The sequence below is a fragment of the Gracilibacillus dipsosauri genome (genome assembly GCF_003176895.1).
GTDB classification, from domain to species: Bacteria; Bacillota; Bacilli; order Bacillales; family Amphibacillaceae; genus Gracilibacillus; species Gracilibacillus dipsosauri.
Genome location: NZ_QGTD01000001.1, coordinates 114,573 through 131,307 on the forward strand (window position 1 = coordinate 114,573; position 16,735 = coordinate 131,307).

Annotated in this window: 16 protein-coding genes; 5 read left to right on the top strand and 11 right to left on the bottom strand. The window is 37.6% G+C overall.

Features of this window, described 5'->3' with window-relative positions; translation table 11 throughout:
• Nucleotides 1-23 precede the first annotated feature (23 nt).
• The 5 genes from DLJ74_RS00595 to DLJ74_RS00615 all read right to left on the bottom strand — a co-directional run bounded on the left by DLJ74_RS00595 (nucleotide 24) and on the right by DLJ74_RS00615 (nucleotide 5,680).
• On the bottom strand, nucleotides 24-1,097 hold the full coding sequence (locus DLJ74_RS00595; RefSeq protein WP_109982911.1) for a C40 family peptidase: 1,074 nt from the start codon (nucleotides 1,095-1,097) through the stop codon (nucleotides 24-26).
• A 479-nt stretch (nucleotides 1,098-1,576) separates the two neighbouring features.
• On the bottom strand, nucleotides 1,577-2,851 hold the full coding sequence (gene ltrA, locus DLJ74_RS00600) for a group II intron reverse transcriptase/maturase (RefSeq protein WP_109982985.1): 1,275 nt from the start codon (nucleotides 2,849-2,851) through the stop codon (nucleotides 1,577-1,579).
• 558 nt (nucleotides 2,852-3,409) lie between these two features.
• Nucleotides 3,410-4,768, bottom strand: a complete 1,359-nt coding sequence (locus DLJ74_RS00605) for an MATE family efflux transporter (RefSeq protein ID WP_109982912.1) — start codon at nucleotides 4,766-4,768, stop codon at nucleotides 3,410-3,412.
• A gap of 11 nt (nucleotides 4,769-4,779) precedes the next feature.
• A complete protein-coding gene (locus tag DLJ74_RS00610; protein WP_054860460.1) occupies nucleotides 4,780-5,373 on the bottom strand; it encodes a TetR/AcrR family transcriptional regulator in 594 nt (197 codons plus the stop codon).
• Nucleotides 5,374-5,494: 121 nt separating this feature from the next.
• The gene (locus tag DLJ74_RS00615; protein WP_109982913.1) at nucleotides 5,495-5,680 is read right to left on the bottom strand and encodes a PspC domain-containing protein; all 186 of its coding nucleotides are present in this window, start codon (nucleotides 5,678-5,680) and stop codon (nucleotides 5,495-5,497) included.
• 322 nt (nucleotides 5,681-6,002) lie between these two features.
• Between DLJ74_RS00615 and DLJ74_RS00620 the strand changes: the two genes are divergently transcribed.
• The gene (locus tag DLJ74_RS00620) at nucleotides 6,003-7,268 is read left to right on the top strand and encodes an MFS transporter (RefSeq protein WP_109982914.1); all 1,266 of its coding nucleotides are present in this window, start codon (nucleotides 6,003-6,005) and stop codon (nucleotides 7,266-7,268) included.
• 38 nt (nucleotides 7,269-7,306) lie between these two features.
• Here the strand turns inward: DLJ74_RS00620 and DLJ74_RS00625 are convergent, their stop codons facing one another.
• Entirely contained in the window at nucleotides 7,307-8,176 is an 870-nt protein-coding gene (locus DLJ74_RS00625; RefSeq protein WP_109982915.1) for a LysR family transcriptional regulator, read from the bottom strand.
• Nucleotides 8,177-8,348: 172 nt separating this feature from the next.
• Here DLJ74_RS00625 and DLJ74_RS00630 point away from each other — a divergent pair, with 172 nt between their 5' ends.
• The 3 genes from DLJ74_RS00630 (at nucleotide 8,349) to DLJ74_RS00640 (ending at nucleotide 11,629) form a co-directional block, all read left to right on the top strand.
• The gene (locus DLJ74_RS00630) at nucleotides 8,349-9,434 is read left to right on the top strand and encodes an NAD(P)H-dependent flavin oxidoreductase (protein WP_109982916.1); all 1,086 of its coding nucleotides are present in this window, start codon (nucleotides 8,349-8,351) and stop codon (nucleotides 9,432-9,434) included.
• 293 nt (nucleotides 9,435-9,727) lie between these two features.
• Nucleotides 9,728-11,191 (top strand): SulP family inorganic anion transporter, encoded by a 1,464-nt coding sequence (locus DLJ74_RS00635; protein ID WP_109982917.1) that lies wholly within the window; start codon nucleotides 9,728-9,730, stop codon nucleotides 11,189-11,191.
• 21 nt (nucleotides 11,192-11,212) lie between these two features.
• A complete protein-coding gene (locus DLJ74_RS00640; RefSeq protein WP_054860462.1) occupies nucleotides 11,213-11,629 on the top strand; it encodes a universal stress protein in 417 nt (138 codons plus the stop codon).
• A 92-nt stretch (nucleotides 11,630-11,721) separates the two neighbouring features.
• Here the strand turns inward: DLJ74_RS00640 and DLJ74_RS00645 are convergent, their stop codons facing one another.
• On the bottom strand, nucleotides 11,722-12,288 hold the full coding sequence (locus DLJ74_RS00645; RefSeq protein WP_109982918.1) for an LOG family protein: 567 nt from the start codon (nucleotides 12,286-12,288) through the stop codon (nucleotides 11,722-11,724).
• Between the two features lie 90 nt (nucleotides 12,289-12,378).
• On the opposite strand from DLJ74_RS00645, the gene DLJ74_RS00650 reads away from it, so the two are divergent.
• The gene (locus tag DLJ74_RS00650) at nucleotides 12,379-12,696 is read left to right on the top strand and encodes a MazG nucleotide pyrophosphohydrolase domain-containing protein (RefSeq protein WP_054788723.1); all 318 of its coding nucleotides are present in this window, start codon (nucleotides 12,379-12,381) and stop codon (nucleotides 12,694-12,696) included.
• Nucleotides 12,697-13,043: 347 nt separating this feature from the next.
• Here DLJ74_RS00650 and DLJ74_RS00655 read toward each other — a convergent pair whose 3' ends face one another.
• The 4 genes from DLJ74_RS00655 to DLJ74_RS00670 all read right to left on the bottom strand — a co-directional run bounded on the left by DLJ74_RS00655 (nucleotide 13,044) and on the right by DLJ74_RS00670 (nucleotide 16,699).
• A complete protein-coding gene (locus DLJ74_RS00655; RefSeq protein ID WP_245902225.1) occupies nucleotides 13,044-13,475 on the bottom strand; it encodes an N-acetyltransferase in 432 nt (143 codons plus the stop codon).
• A gap of 346 nt (nucleotides 13,476-13,821) precedes the next feature.
• Nucleotides 13,822-13,896, bottom strand: coding sequence for a MerR family DNA-binding transcriptional regulator (locus DLJ74_RS20995; RefSeq protein WP_109982987.1), 75 nt, complete (start codon nucleotides 13,894-13,896; stop codon nucleotides 13,822-13,824).
• 110 nt (nucleotides 13,897-14,006) lie between these two features.
• Nucleotides 14,007-15,926, bottom strand: coding sequence for an FtsX-like permease family protein (locus tag DLJ74_RS00665; RefSeq protein ID WP_109982988.1), 1,920 nt, complete (start codon nucleotides 15,924-15,926; stop codon nucleotides 14,007-14,009).
• Nucleotides 15,923-16,699 (bottom strand): ABC transporter ATP-binding protein, encoded by a 777-nt coding sequence (locus DLJ74_RS00670; RefSeq protein WP_109982919.1) that lies wholly within the window; start codon nucleotides 16,697-16,699, stop codon nucleotides 15,923-15,925. The genes DLJ74_RS00665 and DLJ74_RS00670 overlap by 4 nt, the downstream gene beginning before the upstream one ends.
• Between the last annotated feature and the right edge of the window lie 36 nt (nucleotides 16,700-16,735).

A 16,735-nucleotide genomic window follows, 5' to 3' on the forward strand; every position in this document is an offset into this window, starting at 1 on the left:
CCTAAAGGGTTGGCGTCTTACCATTAATAGAATCTTTTAAAACTAGAAAAGTGTTTCTTCCAATAAGAATTGTTTAAGCTAACAACCTCTACTCCATCTGAGCCTGCATGGATAAATTGATTGTTTCCTAGATAGATTCCCATGTGTGAAATGCCAGATTTATAAGTTCCCTCAAAAAATACTAAATCTCCAACCTTGGGATTGTTAACATAATAGGAACGGTCATAATAACCTGCACTGGAAAGTCGCTTGATGTCCTTTTTACCAGCTTGCTTGTATACATAATAAATGTATCCACTACAATCAAATCCATTTGGTGTTGTTCCACCCCAAGCATACTTTGTACCCTTTAAGCTTGTAGCAACATCGATAAGTTTGGTTACGTTGTAATCTATATTACTAGGTTGTTTATTGCTAGTATTCTTATCAGAAGTGGAGCTTGTTGAATCTTGCTTTGCTCCGATTTTCAACTTTTGACCAACATAAATTCGATCAGAGCTTAGATTATTCCATTTCCTCAAATTAGCAACAGAAACACTATATTGAACTCCTATATGAGAAAGTGTGTCCCCTGACTTTACAATATAAATAGTAGAGGAAGAACTACTTTCTTCTTTATTAGAGTTAGAATTAGATGATGTTTGCTCATTATTAGAACTGGTATTAGAGCTTGACTTTTTTACTACTAAGACATTGCCTGGGTAGATCAATGTAGTATTTAAATTATTCCATTTCATTAAGTTTTGAAGGGAAATATTGTGCTTGTATGCTATACCACTTAGAGTATCTCCACTTTTCACTGTATATTTATTTGTCTTACTGGTGCTTTGATTCGCATTTTTATTTTGCGTTTGGTTATTTTTATTAGAAGAAGATGCATCTGTTTTGATAATTTGATTTGGATAAATAATATCAGAGCGAAGCTTATTAATATCGATCAGTGCTTGTACACTTGTATTATACTTCTGAGCTATCTTCCATAATGAATCACCACTTTGGACTTTATACGACGCCGCTTCTGCTTCATCTGCTCCTATCATTGTTGATGCGATAGCTGCACCTAAGGTAACAGACATAATCATTTTCTTTTTTACCATTTAAACTACATCCTCCTGTTTATTAATAATAAATAATTCTTCTCTTTAGGAAAAACAAAGCTCGTACTACTAGAATTGATGTATGTATGAAATGTGATAAACACGCAAGTTTTATGTAAGGAGCTTTTACGAAATCAAATATAGTCCTATTATACTCCCTTTTAGCGAAAAATGATAGATTTTATTGAAATATGTTTTTTAATTTTTTGTATCAAATTATAGGTTGTTTGACCTATAATTTATTCAATTACATAGAAATTCTTATAATTGTATTACCAATAGTAATTATATTACTTACCGACCAATACTAAATGACTATTAATAACATGGCATTTATGTAATTCTAATAGTTACCTTTAATCACATTTTCGTTCTAACTATACAACCAAAACTTGTTAATCGAGTAGAGGGGGAAAGTTAAATAACTATCCGCCCCTCTCACACCACCGTACGTACGGTTCCGTATACGGCGGTTCAATTTATATCACAGTGTGTACTTTTAAGTAGTAGTCTAAGACAAAGGGTATACCCCTTTGCTTGAGACGTTTGTTAGATAAAGCTCTTTGAACCACCTTCGATAGCCCAATGAAACGATACCCTCTTCGACAGTAAGTTAAGCCTTTTGCTTCCTCTTCGGGAATGCCAAGCTGGATAAGAGATTTTATTCTCTTCTTGTTGTTCTTCCATTGCTTCCAGATGATTACTCGAAGTCGGGAGCGAAGTTTTGCGTCTACCGCTCCAAGTGCTTTCTTCATGTTGGCTATCTTGAAGTAGTTGACCCAACCTAGAATGACCTGTTTTAACTTGACGATTCTGTCATCTAGTGAGATGCCCAGATTTCGTTTCGTTAGTTTTCGCAGTTTCCTTTGAAATTTCTGAATCGATTTTTCATGTGGTCTTGGTTGGAACTTTTCCTTATTAAAATCATAGTAGAAACCGAATCCTAGAAATTTTGTTTCACCAGGACGGGAGATTCTACTCTTTTCCACATTTACCTTTAATCCCAATTTCTTCTCGATAAATTTTGTAATGGAAGTGAGCACTCTATTCGCTGCTTTTTCGCTTCTTATGAAAATGAGACTATCATCTGCGTATCTGACGAAACGCAGTCCTCTTGCTTCTAGTTCCTTATCCAACTCGTTCAACATAATGTTGCTTAGGAGTGGGCTAAGATTGCCTCCCTGTGGTGTTCCAACTGGCGTATCTTCATATTTACCATGGACCATTACTCCACTTACGAGATATTTCCGGATAAGGGAAATCACATCTCCATCTTTTATCGTATGGGAGATGATTCTCATCAGCTTGTCGTGATGAACCGTATCAAAGAATCGCTCTAAGTCAATATCTACTAACCATTCATATCCATCATTTATATATTCTAGTGCTTGAATAATTGCCATTTCACAGCTTCTTCTAGGTCGGAAACCATAGCTGTATTCACTGAATTGTTTTTCAAATATGGGGTTAAGTTTTTGACTGATTGCTTGTTGTACCACTCTGTCGACAACCGTTGGGATACCTAGTTTGCGCATTTTTCCATTTTCTTTTGGAATCTCGACTCGCAATGCTGGCGAAGGTTGGTATTTTCTTTTCCGGATTTGAGCACGAAGTTCATCCTTTTGTTCTTTCAGATATTCCTTTAATTCTTCTACACTCACTCCGTCTACTCCACTTGCACCTTTATTGCGATACACGCGCTTATAAGCTTGATTCATATTTTGATTGCTTAAGATTTCTTCTAAAAGCTCCACACTCGTTTCTTCCTTTCCGTTAACGTGACGATCAGACACTTCTCTTTTGAGTATCCTCTGAGATACGCTCATACTTTCCTCATTAACACATTCTGAAATATATCTGCCGTGCATTCATGGCGTAGAAACACTATAAATTGTTCAGCCCTTCATGATTTCATCACTACTATGGCTTCGGCTGACTTCTCACGGTAAACCTTTTTCGACCAGCTTTCTTTATAGGGGAATCCTCAGCTGTCCGTGAGACCTCCCAGGGTAAGGCAACTATCTTTCCTCTTTTACTCGTCTGATTTACTCTATAGGATTACGCACATCTTTTGGACTTTGACTTGTTATGGAGCCTTATCCGCCTATAAAGCCTTGGTATCAGATTTCTGTTCGTCGAGCCAAGATTTTGATACACGCTTCCTTCAGCCCTTACCTCACGATAAGTACCTTGCGCTTCTCTAGTGGTTGGTTGATGTGTACCCCCACAGTGGACTTTCACCACCTAGATAGTCGCCATGCCTGGCGCACATAAAAAAACTCGCAGTCAACTGCGAGTTAAATTTCCTATCCCTAATCTAATTTAGCTTTTTCCTTTCGATAAATTACCCGTAAACGAAGAAAGAATCCAATTGCAGCCCCTGTTAATCCAAGTGTAATTCCAACCCAAAAACCAGAGGGTCCAAGATTCGTAAAGGCTGCTAATAAATATCCAGAAGGGATACCAATTAACCAATAAGAAACAAAGGCGATATAAAATGGTACTTTTACATCCTTGTAGCCCCGTAAAACACCCTGTAGACTAGCTTGTGAAGCATCAGATAATTGATAAATAATGGCAATGATGAATAACTGTCCCGCTATTTGTACAACAATCGGATCTGTAGTGTAAAGGTAGGCAATTGGCTCTCGGAAAAAGAACATAAAGACAGATCCTGAAGCAAGAAAACCGATGGCTCCAAGTACTCCAATAAAGGCATACTGTTTAGCTGCATCTAATTTTTTACCGCCAATTGAATAGCCTACCACAATCGTTATAGCCATTGATATACTAAGTGGTATCATAAATAGTAATGTCGTAAAGCTAATCACAATTTGATTTGCCGCAATAACCGTAGTGGAAAACATATTGCCAATTAGTAAGGTAACAACGGAAAAAATGCTTGCTTCAAAGAAAATGGAAAGTCCGATTGGTATTCCTATGGATAATTGCTCTTTCCATGCTTTAAACGATGGCTTCACCCAATGGACAAATAATTTGTACTTTTTCACTGCTTCAATTCTAAATGTCATAATAATGCTAATAATTAATATGATCCAGAAGGTGATACCTGTTGCGTATCCAGCACCAATCCCGCCTAACTTAGGCATTCCAAAATTACCAAAAATTAAACTATAATTTAAAAGTACATTAAAGGGAACAGCTAAAACCGTAATAATCATGGTGATTCGTGTGAATCCTTGTCCATCGAAGAAATTACGAATAACATTGGAAAGGAATAATGGGATAATCCCAATCGACAGACCAGCTAAATAATGAAAAGCGATATGTTGTACATTTTCTTCTAAATCCATTAGATTTAAAATCGGATGGAGGGCAAACGCCCCTACTAGAATAATCATCAAACCAAGCATAATAGCTAAAAATATAGCTTGTGTTACGGTATGATGAATTTTATGACGTTGGTTTGCTCCCATAAATTGCGCAATAATCGGTGTAATGGCGAGCATAACACCATTCATTCCTGTAAAAACTGGTGACCATAAACTAGATCCAATAGCGACTCCAGCAAGATCATCTGTTCCAACACGACCAGACATCATCGTGTCAACAAGGTTCATTGCTGATAAACTGATCTGTGTAATCATTATCGGCCACAAAATAACTAGGAATAAACGAATTTTTTCCTTCCATGTTTCGGCATGATACATGTGAACCCTCCTTACTTCTGAGATGTACGATCTGGATAGGTAATACCTAACCAGAATATTTTCCAAGCTGCATGTAATTTTCGGTTGGTACGAGCTTCTCCTCCGTAAATTAATTCGACACCAATGGAATCTAACAAAGCCGAAAATGACATGACTGCAATATTAGGATCTTGACTTATTTCTTCCTTTTCATACGCATATTGAAATCGATCAAAATATAATAAGTCTACTTGATCAATGTATTGATAGAGCTCCCTAGTGACTTCATCGTATAAATGACGTGGAGGAAGAAAGGTGTTACGAAGCCAGAACTTTAATTGATTATCATGATGAAATCGATGGATAAAATGTTGCAGATCTGCCCATAAAAATTCCTTTAGTGTTTTATCGAAATATCTTTTTATATAATCTTGTTCCTTTTTTAACTCATCTGCGAAGGTTTCCTTTAGTATTTGCATAAACAGGGCATCTTTTCCTTTAAAATGAGTATAGATGGATTGTTTCTTGATCCCTACTTGCTTCGCAATATCAGCAAGGGACGTCCCTTCATAACCATGTATGGCGAATAAATTCAATGCTTCCTGTTTAATTAATTGATAAGACATCCTACCACCCCTTACGAACGGTCGTCAGTATAGCTTAGCAAAGGATGATAGGAGTGTCAATAGACGGAATACAACAAAAAAAAAATCACAAGTGATTGCTTGTGATTTTGAGGAAGGAGCATTATTTCAGTGATGGTTTATTATCTAATGCTATCGATAGAAATATATATACCCAAACAGAAACAGAAGAAGTGAAGAAGAAAATTAATCTGACAATGAAAGAAGATATGCCAAAAAACTCCGCGATCCCTCCACACACACCATAGAATGCCTTATCCGTTGATGATCTTGTTAACTTCTGATTCATTCCATTTCCTCCTTCATATGTTAAGTCACTTGCCTTTTTACCAATTATAACACGCTTTTTGTAAAATAAAGGATATAGCTAATACTTTAAAGTGCTAGCGCGCTCCTCCAAGAAGCAAACACATGGATTCCGTTGATAAAAAAATAAACACTAGGAAGCACCCAATATTAGGGTGTTTCTTCTTTTACGAGTACTATGCACATTACTTGCAACTTTTCATGAAAGCGTTTATAGTAGTTAACTGTTCATACCTCTCCATCCTCATTCGTCCTCTTTACTCTTTCCGCTTATAAATTCACCGATCATCGAGAAGGAGGTAACTATGTTACATCGATTAAAAATATTTGATAATTTTTATTATGGATGGGTTATCTTAGTTATTGGTGGTTTAGGGGTGTTTTTCTCTGGACCTGGTCAAACATTTTCAAATTCTCAGTTTATAGATGAATATATACATGATTTCGGATGGTCGAGATCACAAGTCTCCGGTGTCTATTCTGTTGCTACACTATTAGCAGGTGTACTAATGATGATCGTAGGACGTTTCATCGATCGATTTGGACCAAGGATGATGATGGTAACAGTAGGAACTTTATTTTCCTTAGCATGTTTCTATAATAGTTTTATATCTAGTATTTGGATGCTTGCATTAGGATTTTTCATGGTACGTTTATTAGGGCAAGGGAGTATGACATTAATTCCAAATACACTCGTTGCCCAGTGGTTTGTGAAAAAAAGAGGTCGAGCCTTTAGTTTAAAAGCACTTTTTAGCTTTGCTGGTGCCATGTTATTTCCTATTATTAATACTTGGCTCATTCAAACATGGAGCTGGCAAGTAGCATGGCAATTTTGGGGAATAGTACTTCTATTTTTATTTGTACCTATTGCTTTCCTTGGAGTAAGAAATAGCCCAGAATCTATTGGATTAGAGCCAGATGGAAACGTAGAACCAGAGGCCGACCAACAAAATAAATTAGTGACACCCGTCATAGAGGCTGAAGAAGATTGGACATTAAATGAAGCAATGAGAACGAGAGCTTTTTGGGCTGTATTAATCTGTGTTGGTATACCTGCGTTAGTTAATACAGGTATTACGTTCCATATCACCTCTATCTTTAAAACGAATGGATTATCGCTTGAAATGGCCGCAATGGTTTTAAGCTTAATGGCATTTGTCGGAATTCCGATTTCCTTAGTCTCGGGTGTAATTTTAGACAAAGTAAAAACAAACTATGTCCTATTCGTTATCTTTATCATCGAATTTTTTGTTCTTTTATTGTTACTAATTACAGATAGTTTCCTTATGGCAATACTATTTGGTATATTATGGGGATTGGCAGGTGGATTAGAACGTATTGCTATCGGTGTTATTTGGCCTAATTACTTTGGTAGAAAATATATTGGGAGTATTAATGGTGTTGGAGCCACGATAATGGTTATCGGTTCATCCCTAGGCCCGTTACCATTTGGTATAGGCTTTGACCTATTTGGTGGCTATACTATCGTTATTCTATTAGCATTAATCTTTCCTATAATCGGCGTTATCTGTTCCCTGTTAGCAAAAAAACCAGTGAAGGTTACTATTTGACTACATGTAATTCTAAAGTATGTAGTCTTTTTTTATACTTAACCATCTAAATCACTTAACATATTTATAAATTTTAGTAAAGACGGAGGTATATACTTATCTTTCCGATAAATGAACACTGTTTTGACTTTACCGTATAAATTTGGAATGGAATGCTGTCTAAGCATTCCATCTTGTACATGCTTTGTAACGACAACTTGTGGAAGCATACTTATACCTAGACCAGCTACTACACAACCGATTATCGCATCTAAAGTACCAAATTCCATTATTTTATTCGGAACTATCCTCTCTTGACGTAACCATTGTTCAAGTTTTTCTCGATAAGAACATCCAGCATGAAATACAAGCAACGTTCTTGTTTGAATATCTTTAAATGAAGAAATAGGAGGATGAATTGTATCGGTAATGAGTACTAATTCCTCATTAATTACTTCCTTTTGAATGAGCTCGGGATGTTCAATAGGTCCAGCCACAAATGCTCCATCAAGTTCATACTTTAAAACTCCTTGGATATTTTGTTCAGAAGAGCCTGTTTTTAAAGTTACATCAACATCTGGAAAGTCTTTATGATACTTTGCGAGTAGGGTTGGTAAGCGAACTGCAGCGGTTGTTTCCATTGAACCAATAATTAACGGACCACTTGGTGTTTGATCATCATTCATCACACTTTTTGCTTCCTCTATAAGATGAAATATTTTTTCAGTGTATGATAGCAACATGCTTCCCTTGGCTGTTAAGTCAGTCCCACGATTATGTCTATAAAAAAGGGTTGTTTTAAGATCTGATTCCAATTGCTGTATTTTCATAGTGATATTAGATTGTGCATATTGAAGTTCTCTTGCTGCTTGTGAAATACTTCCCAGCCTTGCAACAGTCTGAAAAATTTTTAATGTATGCAAATCCATAAAAATCCTCACACCTTTTTGCCATCTAAATAACTGATGGCTAATATCAATATAATGTATTATTCAATATATCAAAAAAAAGATATGATTTAAATATAATTTTTATCTTTAGAAAAAATCGAAGGAAAGACTAACTTAATCAATAAGTAAAAATAAAAAAGAGGTGAGAAATATGTTAAAGAATAAGATGACAGAACTTTTGAAAATTAAGCATCCGATTATCCAGGCTCCTATGGCTGGTGGAGTAACAACCTCAACATTAATCGCTGAGGTTTCAAATGCTGGTGGGCTAGGGATGCTTGGAGCAGGATACTTGCCCCCTGCTCAAATAAGGGAAGAAATTAGGGAAATAAAGCAATTAACTTCAAATCCGTTTGGAATAAATCTCTTTGTTCCTAATGAGTTTGATATTACAGAGAATGAGATTAAATCGGCTAACCAGTTCTTAAACCCGATTCGTAAGCAATTAAATTTACCCCAAAGGGATGACCTTGATTTTCCAAACTTTAAAGATGTTTCTGATACATTTACTGAACAAATTAAGGTTATTATGGAAGAAAAAGTTCCTATTTGTTCATTTACATTTGGCATCCCTTCTAGAGAAGTGATTGCTGAATTAAAACAATCAAACATTATCCTGATTGGCACAGCTACCACTGTGACAGAAACAATGAAAAATCAAAAAGCTGGAATGGATATGGTTGTTGTTCAAGGAAGTGAAGCTGGTGGACATCGTGGGAGCTTTATTAATGGAGCACAAGAAAATTTGGTTGGGTTAATGTCTCTGATCCCACAAGTTGTAGACAATATAAGCATTCCTATTGTTGCTGCAGGAGGAATTATGGATGGGAGAGGATTAATGGCTTCGATTTGTTTAGGAGCAATGGGTGTACAAATGGGTACAGCTTTCCTTACTTGTATTGAAAGTGGAGCGAATAAGGTTCATAAAGAAGCAATTCTTAAAGCTAAAGAAGACCAAACTGTTTTAACTCGTTCATTTTCAGGTAAGTGGGCAAGAGGAATTAAAAATAATTTTATTTCAAAAATGCAGAACTATGAAACACTGTTACCCAATTTTCCTGTTCAAAATAGACTAACACAAGATATTAGAAAAACTGCTGCTACAGAATATAATCAAGATTTCATGTCCCTTTGGGCTGGTCAAAGCCCTAGATTAGCCACAATTCAAAAAGCCGAAATATTAATTAAAAATATTATTGCAGAAGCCAACAAACTAAGTTCTATGGATACAAAGTAAATTCTTGTACTAAAAACCTAGCAAAAAAAGCTAGGTTTTTCTATACCTTAAATAATTATATCAACACTTACAAGCACTATATCGGTACTAAAAAATACTATTCATTTAACAGTATTTGATAAATATAATAGAAAACTGTAGAAAATGGCTGTAATTCAAAGAAAAATACCATTGTTTACGTTTCTATAGCGGTTTGACGTTTTTGTAAATTGTGATATAGTTCACTTTGTTCACGCCGGAAATTTTCTCTGAAACGCTCAGAGAACTATAAAATAATACGAAAGAGGTGCTTCATGAACAGAGCAGAAAAAATTAAATATGAATGGTTTGGGAATATACGAGGAGATATATTAGCGGGAATAGTGGTAGCTTTAGCGTTAATTCCAGAAGCCATTGCGTTTTCGATTATTGCAGGGGTTGATCCAATGGTTGGGCTATATGCCTCCTTCTGTATTGCTGTTATCATTTCCTTTGTGGGTGGAAGACCCGGGATGATTTCAGCTGCAACAGGGGCTATGGCGCTATTGATGATCACGTTAGTAGCAGATCACGGGTTGCAATATTTATTTGCGGCTACTATTTTAACTGGAATAATACAAATTCTATTTGGGGTATTTAAATTAGCTAGGTTTATAAAATTTGTTCCTCGTTCCGTAATGGTCGGATTTGTTAACGCACTAGCTATTATGATCTTCACATCACAATTACAGCATTTCGAAGGTGAAAGCTGGATTATGTACAGTATGGTAGCTTTAACATTGGCAATTATTTATCTTTTTCCTAGGATCACAAAAGCGGTTCCCTCCACTTTAGTGGCCATTATCGTTGTAACTTTAATCACCGTATTTTCCGGATTTGGTATTCGTACAGTAGGAGACCTTGGTAATATCTCTTCCCAATTACCAATTTTTATGATTCCTGACATCCCAATATCTTTTGAAACATTGGCGATTATTTTCCCTTATTCACTAGCACTCGCCATTGTTGGGTTATTAGAGTCATTGTTAACCGCTAATATCGTGGATGACATGACAGATACAGAAAGCAATAAAAACAAAGAATGTCGCGGACAAGGGATAGCTAATATTGCGTCAGGTTTCTTTGGCGGAATGGCTGGTTGTGCAATGATAGGACAATCCGTTATTAATGTTAAATCTGGCGGAAAAGGTCGATTGTCTGCCTTTGTTGCAGGTCTTTTCCTTATGTTTTTAATTATTGTATTAGGTGATGTCGTCGTCCAAATTCCTATGGCAGCACTTGCTGGTGTAATGATTATGGTATCTATCAGTACCTTTGATTGGTCTTCCCTACGAAATATTCATAAGATTCCTAGAACCGATGCAATTGTTATGGTAGCAACCGTTATTACCGTAGTAGTAACACATGACTTATCAAAAGGTGTTTTACTTGGTGTATTACTAAGTGCCATCTTCTTTGCGGCAAAAATATCTAAGGTCAAGGTTACGAGTATTTCATCTGTAGATAATAGTAAGAAAATTTATAAAGTCGATGGACAAATTTTCTTTGCTTCAGTAAGTGATTTAGTAGAACAATTTGCTTTCAACGAACCGATTAAACAAGTGGATATTGATCTTACCAATGCTCACCTCTGGGATGATTCAGCAATTGGTGCATTAGACAAAATCGAAATGAAATTTGAACAAAATCATGTTAAGGTACAATATATAGGTCTAAATGCGGAGAGTAGATTATTAAAAAGAAAAATCGGTGGTCTATCAAAAGCATCGGGTCATTAATCGTAGAAGAGGTGAAGGGGCTTGTATAAAAAAATATTACTTGCAACAGATGGATCAGAGCACTCCGTTCGAGCAGCGGAACACGCAATCGAAATTGCTCAACTCAAGAATGGAACCATCGACATTGTCTATGTAGTAGATGGGAATACGTCCAAAACAGATGTCCTTCATGGTGTGGACAAATATGAAGTTAAAAAAGAAAGAGAAGAAAAGATAAAACCGGTAAAAGATAAAATTACATCTGTAGGTATTCCTTGTGAAACAAACATCTTACATGGTGAACCTGGTCCTTCGATTGTTGAATTTGCTAATGACAATAATTATGATCTTGTGGTGGTAGGTAGTAGAGGATTAAATAAACTACAAACCATGATCCTCGGAAGTGTAAGTCACAAAATACTCAAACGCGTACAATGTCCTGTTTTAGTCGTAAAATAATGTGACCGTTAGTGATGTTGGAAGGCCTGAACCTTTTTCTAAAGATAAGGTTCAGGCTTTTGTTTCGGTAAAAATATTTAATAATAGAGCCTTTAACTGTAAGTTTTTACAGAGATCGGTTCAAAAGTAGTAAATTTTTCTATTAGAGATGAAGGATTGGAGTCAACCATAGCTAAGGATCGGTACTTCTCCTGCAAAAATTGTTGCTCCACCATATGATCAAATAAACTAACTAAAGGATTAAAATATTGATGAATATTCAGCAGGCCAAATGGTTTTTGATGTAAGCCAATTTGTGCCCATGTAAATATTTCGAAAAATTCCTCCATGGTTCCAGGACCTCCTGGAAGGGCAATAAATGCATCTGCCAGTTCAGCCATCTTTGCTTTTCTTTCATGCATAGTATGAACCGTATACAGTTCGGATAGATGGGGATGGGCTATTTCCCTTTCTTCTAATAGTGTTGGTATCACTCCAATTACCTCTCCACCTTCGGCTAACACGGTATTAGCTAATTCCCCCATTATCCCGACACTTGCTCCACCGTAAACTAGTGTGATATCTCGCTTCACTAATTCTTTTCCTAATTGGATGGCACCTTCTTTATAAATATTTGAAGCACCATAACTAGAACCACAAAAAACCGCTATTCGTTTCAAAATAATTCCCCCTATCGATCTATATAGATATCGATTATCATTATATAGATTATTCTGTTAATCTAAAAGAAAAAAATATGGAGGATTTATATGAATTTAAATGATTTTCAACAATGGGTAAAGTCTTATTATGAGAAAAGAGGGTGGTCAGATTTAGATATTTTTATTCGAATTGGTTTTCTAGCAGAAGAAACAGGTGAGGTTGCAAGAGCCATCAGAGCACTGGAAATTGGTAGAGATAGACCAGATGAAGGTACCGGAACATTAGATCAACAAAAACAAGAATTAGTAGAGGAACTAGGTGACGTTTTGGGAAATCTTATTGTCATTGCGAATAAATATGATATTCCACTTGAAGATATCTTTCAATCCCACCGAGATAAATTAGATAAACGATATTCTTCCTAACTTGTACAGAAGGATTTGCTTTTCCACGGCGCCTATAAAGTCCTAGGGCGGTAACAAAGACGGTTTACGAAGCAATCGTTCTAATGATCAGTATTACTAGTTCTTATAGTGCTGATTATGAAAGAAAAAGAATAAGCCACCCTACTAAGCTTTATAGTTATAGCAAGGTGGCAAAACCAGATTATATGGTGACCGCCACTATAAAGGAAATCTATTGCATGACCGGTAGGTGTTACCGCACCTATCGGTCTTTTTACTGTATGAACTTATTATACCTAACGTTTTGAAAAAATAGACTATTTTTGTTAGGTTATAGAAAAAATTCTCATTCTTCTTTTAAAAGCATGCTAAGCTTTTTTCCATTCCATTAAATACTCCGCTTTACCTGTCTGCTCATCCCTAAGTTCATCCTTCAAAACAAAGCCATTTTTCAAATAAAAGTTTATAGCTAATGCATTTTCCTGATATACTCTCAGCTGCATGATATTCCGTCGCCTTTTTTCAAAGTTCAACAACTCTCTTCCAGCCCCATTATTTTGGTTGCGTACATCTATAAAAAGTGCTGCTAAATAGTTGCCTACCATAGAAATAAATCCGATAATCTCGGATTGGTCTGTAATGACATGAGTCTCTGACATTGGAATATACTTATCTTTCATTTCTTGCATTTTTGATTCCCAATAGCTAGCATCTATGAAATGATGAGCCTGTACTGAACCTTTATACCAAATATCTATTATTTTTTGAATATCTTCATTTTTATATGGTCTTATCATCATCTTTATTTCCCTTCTTTATAAAAACCCTTTGGATAAATCATATCCAAAGGATTAGATGATAGCAAGACAAAATGCGATAGCTAACAACAAATACCCTCATAAGGTATTCTAAAAACATTTCATATATAGTAAAAGGCCGATTTAACGGGAAAGTAAAAGAAAGCTTTTCAAAGAAGGCTATTTATCTAACGAAATGGATATTATTTTCACCTGCATGGATGACCAAATGAGACTGGAGCTATTCCAATCACCGTCCATGGGTTCGAGGGAACCATAGGCTATAACAGGCTGTATTTGTCTTGCTCTTCATAAACCCGATAACCATTTTCTTTACGAGAAGGTTGGATTAACCTTTTTTCTCGTAATAACGAATAGAACGGGGGCTAACTCCTGTTTGATTAGAAAGTTTACTGATCTTCATTTCCCTGTACGATAAGGAATCGATTTTTTTAGGTTGGAGATATGCTTAGCGTACAAAATATCCGAAATGTTGCCGGCACCCCATATAGCTTATCCCACTTTAAGTGATGGTTATGACATAGCGTTTTTTACAATGTTGCGGTAGTAGCCTATGGTAAACAGAGCGAATACAAAATAGATAACCGTGTAACTCGCCATGGCGATGGATGCTGGAAACATGGTGTCCGACCGGATCATAAATGAAGCCGCCTTGATAGCAAAGATCGAATGCAGCATACCAATCGATAGAGGGAGAAGGAACACGATGGCCTGCTTTCGTATAATGCCTTTCATGATCATATCCACGTCAAATCCGAGCTGACGCAATGTCTTAAAGCTTTGCTTTTCCTGCTCAGCTTCAGTCATTTGCTTAAAGTACAAGATGCTGCCGGTTGAGATCAAAAAGACAAGTCCAAGGAAAGCTGCGATGAAAATGAGCAAGCCTGTCAGCTCCAGCACTTTTTTGTACTGCGCATAGTAATCATACTTTAATGGTTCGTCATTGTCATATTTTTCGTATATTGAGGAAGCTATTGCGAGCTCTTTCTTGTCCGAAACTTGATACGTATCAAAGTGAATTTTTTTATAATCAGGCGTACCGGCCATTTGTTCTGCGATTTTGTTCATCGTCGCTTCTGACACTAGCAGCTGACTGCCGGGAGCATTTAAATTCATGATGTTTGTTTCCCTCAATGTCCTCAATGTATACATAACGGTCTGTCCATGCTGCTCCAGCTCTATTTCGGTTGGATATCGCTTCGACTGCTCATCTAATTCCCCGGCAAGTGAGGCCCCAGCATCGTACAATATGGCTTCACCATCTGGCGGCACGTTGAGGTCTGCGCCTGTTTGTTTAAGCTGTTCGGCCGGAAGCCATAACAAACTTTCTTCAACCTTGTAGGATTGGTCATTCGGATCAAGGATGATGCCCATCGTCAGAACCGCTTGAACGACGTGGTGATTAACATCGATGCCTTCCTTCTCCAGCTCCATTTTGAACGACAGCGCCTCCTTCGGATCGTTTTCAAACATAAAATCATAAGGGAGGTCGCGACGGGTCTCATGCTCTACGGAGTAGTAGAAGGAGTAAGCCATGGAAATCAGCGTGATGGTCATGGCCGACAACAACGTAATCAAGGCAAGTGAGTTGGCATTTGCTTTCGTATGGTGCATCAGCGGAGCTATCGACAGGCTGTTTGTTAAGCCTAGGTGTCCATCTTTACGTTTGCGCAGCCGGTAAAAGCACCATTTGATCGTAACGTGAAACAATAAGTAAGTCCCTGTAACGATAGATCCGAGCATCAATAGTGCGTTGGGGAATAACTCTTTATCGATATGACCCGATAATTTATAGCCGTATCCAATCAGCGCCAGACCGAGCAGGGCAAAAATAGCAGATGCCACCGCTTTAGGCGGCTTAGTGAGATCAGGCCGCTTGTCAGCTTGAAACAGATTCAGAAGGCTGCTGCGATAAACCGTCAACATCATCTGAATGGAAGTGATGACGATGATGAAAAGATAGACCATCGCCGTTTTAAAAGCCGCTGGTACGGAGAAGCTGATGCCGACAATCCCTTCTAAGCCGAGCAGATTCAGCAAAATCAGGACGAACAGCCTTGAAATCAACGCACCAAAAATGATCGCAGCAAGTAGTGCACCTAAGCCAAGCAGTATATTCTCGATTATTAGATATCGGGCTACCCAGCCTTTGGAAAGACCAATCAGCTGATATAGTCCGATTTCTCGACTGCGCCGACGCAGGAAAATGCCGTTGGCTGAGACGGTAAAGATCCCAACGATCACAATCAGCGTGACTCCCGCAATTTGAAAGAAGACAACGCTCGTATTTGTCATATTCTGAACAGACTGATCGTGCTGTAGTGAGGTGAAGACAAAATACAGGCTCAAACTAAAGATCAGCGCAAAGAAGTACAAATAATAATGCTTCACATTTTGCCGCATGCTGCGAAGCGCTAATTCAAAAACCGTCAACATGGTTGCCCCCCTAGCACAGCTTGCACGTCCATAATTTCATTAAAGAACGCATGTCTTGTTTTATCGCCGCGGTAGAGCTCGGAATAAATCTTCCCGTCTTTTAAAAACACAACACGGCTGCAATAGCTGGAGGCTACCGGATCATGCGTCACCATGACAATGGCGACCCCTCGCTGCTGATTCACTTTCTCCATCACGTCCAGTAACGAGGAAGCGGATTTGGAATCCAGTGCACCAGTCGGTTCGTCCGCAAACACGATCGAAGGCTGGTGGATCAGAGCGCGCCCGGCAGCTGTCCGTTGTTTCTGGCCTCCTGATATTTCATGCGGATATTTGTACGACAGTGCTTTAATGTCAAGCACATCAGCGATGGCTGTGAACTCGCTTTCCGCTTTCCGCTTGCTCATTTTGCTAAGGGAGATGGGCAGCAGTATATTTTCCTTCACTGTTAACGTGTCCAGTAGATTGTAATCCTGGAAGATGAATCCCAGCTTGTTGCGCCGAAAGGCAGAAAGTGCGGTATTACTCAGCTTCGAGATATCTTCGTCATCAATTAAAACCGTTCCGTCCGTAGTATGATCAATCGTGGCTAAGACGTTAAGCAATGTCGTCTTGCCTGATCCGGAAGGGCCCATAATGCCAACAAATTCACTGCGGGTGACGCGTAAATCTATTCCTTTTAATACATGCTGTGCATTCCCTTTATTACCATATGTTTTGTGGATATTTCGTGCTTGTAAAATGGTTTCTCCTACATTCAACTGATCCATAACGTACCTCCAAATCATAATTTGATAGCTTTATTA